8 protein-coding genes are annotated in these 11,686 nt (G+C 55.6%); 2 read left to right on the top strand and 6 right to left on the bottom strand.

Annotated elements, in window-relative coordinates:
- Nucleotides 1-728: 728 nt before the first annotated feature.
- Nucleotides 729-893: a hypothetical protein gene (locus IDH45_RS03180; protein ID WP_190924576.1), complete on the top strand. Its 165-nt coding sequence runs from the start codon at nt 729-731 to the stop codon at nt 891-893.
- 220 nt (nt 894-1,113) lie between these two features.
- On the opposite strand, the gene IDH45_RS03175 is transcribed toward IDH45_RS03180, so the two are convergent.
- Nucleotides 1,114-2,277 (bottom strand): LysM peptidoglycan-binding domain-containing protein, encoded by a 1,164-nt coding sequence (locus tag IDH45_RS03175; RefSeq protein WP_190924574.1) that lies wholly within the window; start codon nt 2,275-2,277, stop codon nt 1,114-1,116.
- Between the two features lie 545 nt (nt 2,278-2,822).
- On the opposite strand from IDH45_RS03175, the gene IDH45_RS03170 reads away from it, so the two are divergent.
- Entirely contained in the window at nt 2,823-4,679 is a 1,857-nt protein-coding gene (locus tag IDH45_RS03170) for a phosphodiester glycosidase family protein (protein ID WP_317891134.1), read from the top strand.
- A gap of 82 nt (nt 4,680-4,761) precedes the next feature.
- Here IDH45_RS03170 and hemL read toward each other — a convergent pair whose 3' ends face one another.
- The 5 genes from hemL to IDH45_RS03145 form a co-directional block, all read right to left on the bottom strand.
- The gene (gene hemL, locus IDH45_RS03165) at nt 4,762-6,066 is read right to left on the bottom strand and encodes a glutamate-1-semialdehyde 2,1-aminomutase (RefSeq protein WP_190924573.1); all 1,305 of its coding nucleotides are present in this window, start codon (nt 6,064-6,066) and stop codon (nt 4,762-4,764) included.
- A gap of 66 nt (nt 6,067-6,132) precedes the next feature.
- On the bottom strand, nt 6,133-7,593 hold the full coding sequence (hemG, locus tag IDH45_RS03160) for a protoporphyrinogen oxidase (protein WP_190924571.1): 1,461 nt from the start codon (nt 7,591-7,593) through the stop codon (nt 6,133-6,135).
- A gap of 105 nt (nt 7,594-7,698) precedes the next feature.
- Nucleotides 7,699-8,634: a ferrochelatase gene (hemH, locus tag IDH45_RS03155; RefSeq protein ID WP_190924569.1), complete on the bottom strand. Its 936-nt coding sequence runs from the start codon at nt 8,632-8,634 to the stop codon at nt 7,699-7,701.
- Nucleotides 8,635-9,702 (bottom strand): uroporphyrinogen decarboxylase, encoded by a 1,068-nt coding sequence (gene hemE / locus IDH45_RS03150; RefSeq protein WP_190924567.1) that lies wholly within the window; start codon nt 9,700-9,702, stop codon nt 8,635-8,637.
- A 556-nt stretch (nt 9,703-10,258) separates the two neighbouring features.
- Entirely contained in the window at nt 10,259-10,810 is a 552-nt protein-coding gene (locus tag IDH45_RS03145) for a general stress protein (protein WP_190924565.1), read from the bottom strand.
- Between the last annotated feature and the right edge of the window lie 876 nt (nt 10,811-11,686).

The following is an 11,686-nucleotide window of genomic DNA, read 5'->3' as shown; positions in this document are numbered from 1 at the left end:
GGATAACGGCTGCGGCCGGCCGGATATCCGGCGACTCCAGGGCGACTTCGACAGTTACATCCTGCGGCTCCTCTCAGCGAATTACAGACCGCTCTCTGAAGGGTTGGCTGTCTACTACTCCCTTTCAATGTCGTTTGACTATAACTTGAAAGTGAATTACTCCCTTTCAATGTCGTTTGACTATGCATCGAAAGTGACTCCGTCATCTGCGGCATTGCCAAGCAAGTTCCGGAGATTTATACCCTATATATTAATCATTTTGCGGCTCCGAGTCAATGCACTTCCGCGCAAGTCTTCGCTTTAGTCCCGCTTCATCATCTGCTTGACCACGTAAACGATCAGGACGATCAGCAGCGTAATCCAGACCGCCTGTTCCATCAACCGGATCTCCGAAACCACAGCCTTCTCCTCCGCTTCCGGGATTTCCCATCGCCCCTAACTCCGGCATCCGGTCCGGCGAAATATAACGGTATAGCATCAGCATAACCAACGGACGAGGGTTCATACACTGGAATAAGGAGCAATTCGGGCGAACCGACATATTTTAGGAGCGAAGAAAGAATGGGGTTTCGGCACTGCCGAACACTTTCTGCTCGCAAGAAAAGCCTGCCTCCCGCACAGCGGTCTTACTTGCACCGGGAGAGGTCTTTGGGCCGGCGGCTTCTTCTGTATCGGACCAGATCGTTCGCTTGTATGCGCAAGAATGAGGAAATCGGGGTGAAGCATCGATGGATAAATGGTGGTGGAAAATCCGTTATTCTGTAAAAGGGGTTATTTTTCCGCTTATTTGCGTTCAGTTCGTGCGGACGTTGCTGCTGCCGACCGGACTCGACGTCTTTATTTTGTTCGCCTTGTTTATGATTTATCTCGGTTTTCTGCTTAACGTGTATTGAGCCTCCAGGGTGCGGTCGCTTGATCATTATCGTGCTCCGGCAATTGGCATTAACATTGGGATTGGCATGCATACGAAGTGATCCGATGAACTCCGGCCTTGCTTGCGCAAGGTCGATCCGTTTCCCGCCGCGCACGTGCGCTTGCCTATAATAAAGCGTCCCTCCGGTGCCGCCAAGCGGACCGTGGGACGCTTTATTTGCTATTGCCGGTTGCCCCTCGTCAGGGGATATAAATCACTTGGCCTTCCGTCACTTCCTGATCGCTCAAGCTGTTGTACAACCGGATTTCCTGCGGCTTGCGATCGTACTTTTTGGCGATCGACTCCACCGTGTCGTCTTTATGTACGATACAGAGCCGCACCTTGCGGAACTGCTGCTCCTCGCTGGAGGAAAGGAACAGATTTTTCCATTCAAGCACATCGGCTGCGCCCGATTCCGGCACCGGTTCCGGGATCGGCTCCGGCTCGCTGCGGAAGCTTCGGCCGTTGCGGAACAGCGAGCTTGTCGCGCTCGGCGCCGCGGCCTGCTCCTGAGCGGGCGGAGCTCCGGTCCTCCGGTAATCGTCGCTTTTGCCGGCATACGACTTCAGATCGATTGACGGGCCGGCTTCGCCTTTTTTGCTGCCAAACGCGATCTTCAACTCCTTATCTTCCGGAGCCGATGCTTCCACCGCTTCTTCCTCTTCGTCCGAAGGTGCCGGTGCCGATGCTGATGCGTCGTCATACTGCTCAAGCGCCTCGTAATCGTCGTACGTATCATCCGGCAGTTGATCGCGGCGGACCGTCGCTTCGGCGGCCGGGCTCTCGGGCTGCTCCGCTTCCCCGGAATTCGGCGGAGGCACCGCAGCAAATACGGGAGCCGCCGGTATATCGGGAATCGCATGCGAGACCGGCGGGCTGTCGACTTTGGAGGGCAGCTCCAACTCGCCGTACTCGGACGACTCGTCCGGCCTTTCATTTTCGTGGATAAATACGACCTCTTCCTCCTCTCTCCACGTATCCGCATCGCCGGACACCATCTCGATTCCGTTTAACGACAGTACGCCCGTTACGTTCAGACTGTTCGGGGCTAACAAGTCGACGTCGAAATTATCGATCGAGACGGAAATGTCCTCCACACTCCGAATCCGGCTGACCGGAAGCGTAATCTCCACCGGGATCGTATGCTCAAGAGCCACCCCGTTCCGGGTCTCCGCTCCCGCTTGTCCCGAGTAGGAACCGGTCAAGAGCAAGCATCCTCTTACAACAGCCTGATCGCCTTCTATTGCGACCTGGATTTGCGGAGTCAATTCGACCTCATCCAGTTCATGGATGGCAGGTACTTCGTCCGGCAGATGAACGCGTTCATAAATATCGAAGCGCAAACCGGATTGCCGTTCGCTCACCGTAACTCCTCCCTTCATAACGTCCTCCACGTGCCTGAATGCTTGACTGAGCCTATATGAGAAGCGTTCTTTAAATGATATGGACGAAAGAAGGAGAGCATGACACTTTTATTGAAATTCATACGCCCAGACAGCAAAAAGAGACCGTTGACAAGGGAGAGAGTTGAAATTATGATGACAATAGCATCCAGTTTATTGGTAATTCGAGTTGTGTAAGCGTTGTCATAAAACTTTATACTAAAGGAGTGTCTCTACTATATCCGTCCGGCCGTCTATGATTCGCGCCGGGCCCTCTTATAGGCCGCATATACAATCAGCAGAAGCGCAGCGGCGAATACCAGCCCGATTCCGTATAACTCCAAAGGAAAATCAAACACATAGTACCTCTTCATGTCCAGTATCACCTGTTTCCACCGCTTTTTCCTATTATTTTATCAAAGTCTTCATCCAAAACCAAATACGAGTATGCTATGATTAAGGGTATTGATCCGACAACAGGTTGCGCCATAAAAACGCAGCCAAACGACTATTAAGGGAGGACCGCTGTGAGTACGGCTATCCAACTGATCTCACAAACAAAAAGACAGCTCGTAGGATGGAGCTGGCTGAAAAAATCGCTATTATTGTTCACTCTACTTATATTCGGCACGTCCAGTTTCTTGTATTTAACGTCCCCCGGACTTCTGATAAGGGAATTTTTGGCGCAAACCGTCATCTCGACCCAGCATCGCGATTGGGCGTGGATCTTCGTCGGCGCCGAGAAGCGGGATTATATGGTGAGAATGTCTCATCAATTCACCGAAACGTCTGCGCTGGAGAAACAGGATCTGCAACTGATCAAGTACGACCCTGCCCGCAAGGCGCGTTCCGTCGAAGAGCTGATCAGCGAACCGATCGATATCTCCGACAAGTTTTGGAAGGGCAAAATGATTTACGTCTACGACCCGACTTCGGTCCGCATCGTTACTCCGCATACGGTGGGCGAAGGCGAACGGATCAGCTCGATGGTTACCCGCACGGGCGCGGTAGCCGGCATTAACGGCGGCGGCTTCATCGACCCCGACGGATTAGGTAACGGCTTTGCGCCGATCGGCCTCATTATGTCCGGGTTCGATTCCGTTTATACGGACGTAGAGCTTGAAACGCCGCAGCATATCGTCGGTTTTACGAAGGAAGGTACGCTCGTAGTCGGAAAGTACAGTCTCCTTCAGTTGAAGGAGATGGGCGTAAAAGAGGCTGTATCGTTCTTGGCGCCGCGTCTGATCGCCAACGGCAATCCGCAGATTACGAACGGCGACGGCGGCTGGGGCCGCGCTCCCCGTACCGCGATCGGCCAGAAGGAAGACGGCACGCTTATTTTCGTCGTCATCGACGGCCGACAGACGCACAGCGTCGGCGCTACCCTAAAAGAAGTTCAGGATTTGCTGCTGAAAGAAGGAGCCGTCAATGCAGGCATGATGGACGGGGGGGCTTCCTCCGAGCTCGTCGTCAAGGGCGAGCTGCTGACGAAGCCTTCGAGCCGTTACGGCGAACGCCGTCTGCCGTCCGGGTTGCTTGTATACGACGATCCCGATTCATACAAGGTGGACCGGGTATGGGACGGACTGCTGAAGATTAATGCTGGCGGCGCGTTCGACCATCCTGATTACTTGAAGGACCTGGAGCGCCAAAAACAGCAGCAGCAACAAACCAAACAACAGGAACCTGCAAAGACGCAAGAACCGCCAAAAACAGATTCTACACCGCCTGCAACAACCAAACCGGAAAATCCGAAGCCGGATACGCCGGCCTCCAAACCGGATACGGCCAAACCTCCTGCCAAGCCCGATGCCGGCAAGCAGGAGCCGCCGGCGGGCGGAACTACTCCCGGCGGCACCGGAACCGGCACAACGAATACGCCGGCGACGAACCCGGGGACTGCAAATCCAGGTTCTGCGAATCCAGGGGCCGCAAATCCGGGAACTGCAACTCCCGGAGGCAACAGCCCCCCTGCATCGGGAGGTACAGGAAGTACGGCGACCGGCGAACCGCTCGATATTACGAAGGTTCCGCCGGGTACAGGCGACGGGAAAGTGCCTGCCGGTGCTTCCTCCGGCAGTACCGGTGCAAGCGGTACCACTACCGGCGGAGGCTCCACGTCCGGGACAGGTACGCCGGGTATGGGAGGCGCGCCTGCAACGACCGTTCCGAACACGAACGGCACTTGGGCACCGCCGGCGGCCGAAGGCGCCAAGTCTCAGCCGGCCGCTCCAACTACCGGGTCCACTTCGTCAGGAACTGCTCCAAGCGGAAGCGGTACCGCGGCGAACGCGAATGCTTCCGTTCCAGCTGCAAGCTCTTCCGGCACGTCTGCTTCGACGCCTGCAACCGGCACGCAGACCGGCACCGGTACAGCCAAATAACCTACATACTTTCAGCCGATAAAAGAACCCTCCGATCCGCAGACGCGGCACCGGAGGGTTTTCGTTTTCGTATCTTTCTGTTTTACAGCTTCTGAAGCGACTGGTAATGCGCGCTGATCGTCGCCTCGATCTCTTCGTCGGTATGGACGGCGGATACGAACATGCCCTCAAACTGCGAAGGAGCGACGCTGACGCCATGATCCAGCATCAGGCCGAAGTACCGGTTGAACCGGGACAAGTCGGACGTCTTCGCCGTCTCGTAGTTGATGACCTTCGTATCGGTGAAGAACGGGCATACCATCGAGCCGATCCGGTTGATCGTCGACGGAACGCCAAGCTCCTTGGCATTGTCCAAAAATCCTTGCTCCAGCCGTGCCGATTTGCGCTCCAGCTCCTCGTATACGCCGGGTTGCTCCAGCAGCTTCAGCGTCGTATAACCGGCCGCCATGGCAAGCGGGTTGCCCGACAAAGTCCCGGCCTGGTAGATCGGGCCGCTCGGAGCCATCCGCTCCATAATGTCGCGGCGTCCGCCGTATGCGCCTACCGGCAGCCCGCCACCGATTACTTTGCCCAGGCAGGTCAGGTCCGGAGTAATCCCGAATACGCCTTGGGCGCAGTTAAAGCCGACTCGGAATCCGGTCATCACCTCGTCGAAAATAAGCAAGCTGCCATATTGACGGGTCACGTCGCGCAGACCTTGCAAAAAGCCGGGCACCGGCAGAACTACGCCCATATTGCCCGCCACCGGTTCGACGATAATGGCGGCGATCTCTTCGCCGAATTTCTCGAAAGCCAGCTTTACCGATTCCAGATCGTTATAAGGAACCGTAACCGTATTCGCCGCGACTCCTTCCGGGACGCCCGGGCTATCGGGCAAGCCGAGCGTGGCAACGCCCGAACCGGCTTTGATCAGCAGCGAATCGGCATGTCCGTGGTAGCAGCCCTCGAATTTCAAAATTTTGTTCCGTCCCGTGTAGCCGCGAGCCAGCCTCAGCGCACTCATCGTCGCTTCGGTTCCGGAATTGACCATACGGACGATCTCGATGGACGGCACCCGCTCGCATACGAGCTTCGCCATCATCGTCTCCAGCTCGGTCGGGGCTCCGAAGCTCGTCCCCTTCTCCGCGGTACGCTTGATCGCTTCGACCACTTCGGGATGGGCATGGCCCATAATCAGCGGTCCCCACGAGCCTACGTAATCGATAAACTCGTTGCCGTCGATATCGGTTACCCGCGCTCCGCTTCCCCGTTCCATAAATGCAGGCGTCAGTCCGACCGATTTAAACGCCCGTACCGGACTGTTAACCCCGCCCGGAATATATTGTTTCGCTTCCTCGAACGCGGCAGCCGATTTCCGGTCGTTCCGTCCGACTTTGTGGTCCGTCATCCCTAACACGCTCCCTGATCTATTGTCTCCTTGCTTCCAGGCCAATCGTCCCGGCCCGCGCCGCCCCTACTTCCTTACCTTATCGTCCGTTCCCAGATAAGACGCCGCCGCATTAGCCGCATCCTTCGCTTGGCGGATACAGTCCGGAATGCCGACTCCTTCGAACGCAGCCCCCGTGACGAACGCTCCCGGGTAATCGGATGCCAGCCTGTCTCTTAATCCGGCGATTCGATCCGGATGTCCGACCGCATATTGCGGCATCGACCGGAGCAGCCTCGTCACTTCCACGAACAGAGGCTCCGCCTTTACGCCCATCAGCTCGAATATATCGCGGCGCACCCGCGTCACGATTTCCTCGTCGGTCAGCTCCATCCAGTCCTGCTCCCCCGAACGGCCCACATAACAGCGGATCAGCGCTTTGCCTTCCGGCGCCGTGTGCAGCCATTTGGACGACGTCCACGTACAAGCCGTAATGAATCTGCCTTCCGTACGCGGAAGGACGAAGCCTGAGCCGTCCAGCGGATGATCCAGCCTGTCTTTATCAAAGGCGAGAATGACGTTGGCCACCGATACGTTGTCCATGGCGCCGAGCCAGTCCGATTGCGGGAACCCGCCAAATAAGGGAGCCAGCCCGTGCGACGGCAGCGCGGCGATCACGGCGTCGGCGTCAAGCGCTTCGCCACCATCCAGCGTTAGCTTGTAGCGGCCTTCCTGACGGCTCAGCCCCGTTACCGCAGCTTGGACATTGCGGACGCCTTCCAAGGCGCCCCTCAGACCGTCCAGCAGCGTGACAAGCCCTTTCCGGTATGTCAGGAACACGCTGGAACGATGCTCGGCAGGAATAACCTCGGATACGGGCGAAGGGACGGGCGGATTCAGCTTGGCGGCCATCGTCGCCTTCATCAGGCTTCCATGCTCACGTTCCAACTGCTGAAACTGGGGAAACGTCGCCTGGAGGCTGAGCTTGTACGTATCTCCCGCATAAATGCCCGCCAGGATGGGCTCCGCCAAATTCCGCAGCAGCTCGCCGCCGAACCTTCGCTCAAAAAAGCCGCCAATCGATTCGTCCGTCGTCTCCTCGCGCTTCGGAAGCACAAAATCCATCAAAGCTCTCGCTTTGCCTTGCAGCGACAATAGGTCGGTTTCGAGAAACGGCTCGAGATCGGTGGGAACGCCTAACGATAAACCTTTCGGCATCCGATGCAGTTTTCCTTTGTGTACGATATACGTTTTGTTCGCTTTCGGATTCGTTCCCGTCAGCTCGCCTTCAAGCCCGAGGTCTCTGGTCAGCTCGATGATCGGCAGCTTGCGCGCCAGGAACGAGTCCGGCCCCTGCTCGATCACGAAGCCGTCGCGATGCAGCGTGCGGATTTTGCCTCCGAATGCGCCCGTTTTTTCAACGATCGTTATATCGGCATCCGTGCCCGCATCCGCCAGTGCTTTCCGAACATAATAGGCCGCGCTCAATCCGCTAATGCCTCCGCCGATGACGACGACCTGTTTGCGATTGTTTGCTTGGTCTCCCACTAGGCACCGTTCCTTTCTGGCTGGCAACGTTTATACGCCCGGAAGAGGCGGCCCGTCTCACCGGACCGTGAGCTTAAGCCGCCTCTCGAGAGCGGGAAACGTGTATTAGTTGTGATGCAGCTGCTCGTTGATCGAGTCTTGCAGCGTCTCCATGTACAGAGGGTCCGTATTCAGCGATGTTGTCCGCGCCAGACGCATGCCAAGCCGCTTCGCCAAGCTTTGACATTCGATGTCGATATCGTACAGCACTTCCAGATGATCGGATACGAAGCCAATCGGACAGAGGAGGACGTTCTCCACTTGCTCCTCCCGATGAATCGTCTCCAGCACGTCCATAATATCCGGGCCGAGCCATGGGGTCGCCGTTTGTCCGGCGCTTTGCCAGGCGAACTGCCAATTGGTTATGCCGGCCAGGTCGGCTACGGCTTTGGAGGAAGCGAGCAGCTGATCCGGATACGGATCGCGCATCTCCAAAATTTTCTCTGGCAAGCTGTGGGCGGAGAAGATGACCCGCACGTTTTCCTTGGCGACGCCTTCCATCGACTCCAGCGCCGCCGTTACCCGCTCGGACAAAGCTTGAATCAGCTTCGGATGCAGATGATAGCTCTTGACAAACTTCATCTGCACGCCGAGCGGCTCCGCCGTCTCCTGCGCTCTCTTGATATACCCTCCGACGCTCATAACCGAGTAATGGGGAGCGAGTACGATCCCGACCGCTTCGCGGATGCCGTCTTCGGCCATCTGCTTCACGCCGTCCTCGATAAAGGGGGACGCATGCTTCAGTCCTTGATAACATTTATATTCGATATCCGCACTGTCCCGGTTCAGCGTCTGCTCGAGCGCCTCCACTTGGCGGTTCGTATTTTCCCTCAGCGGAAAAAAACCGCCCACGATCGCTTCATAGCGGTCCGTGAGCGCCTTCAGCTGCTCGGGAGAAGGCGGCGAGCCCCGGCGGATATGCGTATAATACGCTTCAATCTGATCCATGCTTTCCGGCGTTCCGTACGACATGACGAGGACGCCGACTTTGCGTTTCGACATTTATTTCGCTCCCTTCGTTTCCGCAAGCCGCACGATAGCTTCTTCCGAATAACGATGTATATAGTCGGTCAACTGCTTCAGCTTGTCCAGCGAAGCTTCTGGGAACAAGCCGTGACCCAGATTGAATACGTAGCCCGGGCTCTCCAGCCCATCGTCGATAATTTCTTTGGCGTGCCGCTCGATGACATCCATCGGCGCGGTCAGCAAGTATGGATCGAGATTGCCCTGAACGGCGAATTTGCCCGCCAGACGGCGTCTTCCTTCGCTGATCGGCACCCGCCAGTCCAATCCTATACAATCGGCCTGCACGTTGTGCAGATCGGACAGCAGCTCGCCGGAGCTCACGCCCGGAAAATAAATTTTCGGCTGAGGCAAATCTTCCAGCCCTTTGAAGATACGCTCGATCGTCGGCAGCACGAACGTACGGAAATCGCGCGGCGCCAGCGACCCGACCCAGCTGTCGAACAGCTGAACCGCCTTGGCGCCGTTAGCGATATGCGCGCGCAAATAGGTGATGATCATATCGCCCAGCTTGTCCATCAGCTGGAACCAGACGTCCGGAGCCCCGTACATCATTTCTTTCGTGCGGATATAACTCTTCGAAGGTCTGCCTTCGATCAAATAACTGGCGATCGTAAACGGTGCGCCGGCGAATGTAATAAGCGGCACTTCAAGCTGCCGGTCGAGAATCCGGATCGTCTCGATCACGTGGGACAAATCGCCCTCCACATCGATCGGACGAAGCTTTTGTACGTCCTCGGCGCTGCGGATCGGGTTGTCGATTACCGGGCCCACATTCGCCACAATATCAAAATCGATCCCGATCGAAGCGACCGGGTTCATAATGTCCGAATACAGGATCGCGGCGTCGACGCCCAGCTTGTGGATCGGCATCATCGTCACTTCCGCCGCCAGCTCGGGCTGCTTGCATATTTCGAGCAGCGAATAGTTTTCTTTTATTTTTCGGTAGTCCGGGTCGTATCTTCCCGCCTGCCTCATATACCAGACGGGTAGTCGGTCGACGGGCTGCTTGCGGCATGCCCGGATGAACGTATCGTTATAAGCCATGTCCCATTCTCCTTTGTCCTTGTCCGCGCTGCTGGGAGATCATAACAACTCCCGTTTCCACCTCTCATTATGCCCGATTTCAGACGGCGTAACAACCGAGCAGTCCCGCATAATCCGACAAAATGATGACAATGAGAAGGAACTGTCGAAATAATTCAGTTCGGAATGAAACTTTTCTGATTCAAATGCGTTTATATAAGTGTAAGTATATGAAAACGTTTTCTAAAGAGGAGGTGAACCTTTTGAACCCAGAGCAAGAACAGCGCAACGCTGGAGAGGAGGCCCTAACGAGCAGGCCGAGTATGCTGCCGAGGCCCATACGTACGTTCAGTTATTTGTTTTTCGGCACCGTGGCGTTAATCACCGTTTGCGGATGGATCGTTTCGGCCAGTCCGTAAAATAAACCGTTTTTTTGGGGGGAACGATATTTGATCGGGGAAACGTCATAGAAGGGCTCAACCGGATTCGTCGGTGGAGCCCTTTTTGCATGTTACAAACAGTGTATACACGACATACAGAGCGATCGCTTCCACCCCATTACTTCGGAAGCGCTCAACTATGGACGCACACGCCCGCCCGCCGCTGCAGCGCCGGCGTCGAGCTCGTAAGTCGAGGCGTTCAGCGAGTTGTTCGTGCGGAACGTCTCATACACATGAGGATCGCGCTCCTTGTCGGAGCGGACGAGCACCAATATTTTGCCGCCCTCTACGTATTCGTTGTACTGCTTCGCATCCGACTCCGAGAAGCCGAGTCCGATCAGGCCGCCGACCAGCGTCCCGGCTCCGGCTCCGACGGCCGCTCCGGTTAGCGTAGCGACGATGGGACCCGCTGCCAAAATCGGCCCGATCCCCGGTATCGCCAAAGCGCCGATCCCGGCGAGCAGCCCGGTCACACCGCCCAGCATCCCGCCTGCGGCGGCCCCTGTAGCAGCCCCTTCCGGAGCCGCGCTTCCCGTCTCGTCCTCCACCCTTCTCAATTCCTCACGACTTTTGGAAATGACCGAAATGTCGTCGGACGAGTAACCTTGCCGCTTCAATCCTTCGATCGCGCGGATTGCCTCTTGCTCGTTGTCGAATACGCCTACGATTTTCTTTTCGTTATCCATCATCGTTTCCTCCTTGAGTACAAGGTATATGTCACACTCCTCATTACCCCTTGGCGCAAAGTTGAAACGGATGGATGATCATGCGACGAGCCCGAACCGTGAACGTAAAACGTGAAAAACGTATACTTTTATATTCAAAGAAACGTTTCTATATAAGTTGAACTAAAGATCTACGATGGTAAAACCCAATGTAGTGGAGAAAAGAAATTAGCTTGAAAGCTAAGAGCTTTCGTTAGAAAGCTGCTTCGGAAGGATAGGCTAAGAGCTTTCGTTAGAAAGCTGCTTCGGAAGGATAGGCTAAGAGCTTTCGTTAGAAAGCTGCTTCGGAAGGATAAGCTAAGAGCTTTCGTTTAGAAAGCTGCTTCGGAAGGATAGGCTCCCATTGTCAACAGTCCGAAGGCCAATCCAAACCGAGACACTCCAAACAAGATGTCTGAAGCTTCAAGCCATTTTTTTCGCAACGTAATGGACTTCATCTTTCATTAGTTCAACTTTTATAGACGGAGCCTTCCGAGGGCGGATAACCTTGTGTAAGCGGCAGCTTTTTAGAAACAGCGGGTGTTCGGCGGTAGCGGAAAATGTATTCGCGCCGGCTTTAAAAGAATTAAGAGTCTTTGGCAGCCTCTATCTTCGGCCTAATAGGAAAACGAAGCCGAATAAAGGCGATTTGCACCCCTTATTTCTACCATCTGGTTGGGTTCCCCCCATTTTCGCGGAGATTAGGAGGCTCAAACCGCTCTTATTTTCCTACTCAGGCTGTTTTTAGACAAAATAAAGGGTACGAACCGCTCCTATGCGGCTGAATCCTGCCCGGGAGCAGAGGCCTGCGCAAAACCATCTTCCACCCTGATCGTCCTGCACCAAGTTTCTCTTAGCAGT

Source organism: Paenibacillus oceani (assembly GCF_014705615.1).
GTDB lineage: Bacteria > Bacillota > Bacilli > Paenibacillales > NBRC-103111 > Paenibacillus_AB > Paenibacillus_AB oceani.
This window is presented reverse-complemented; position numbering and strand designations above follow the sequence as displayed.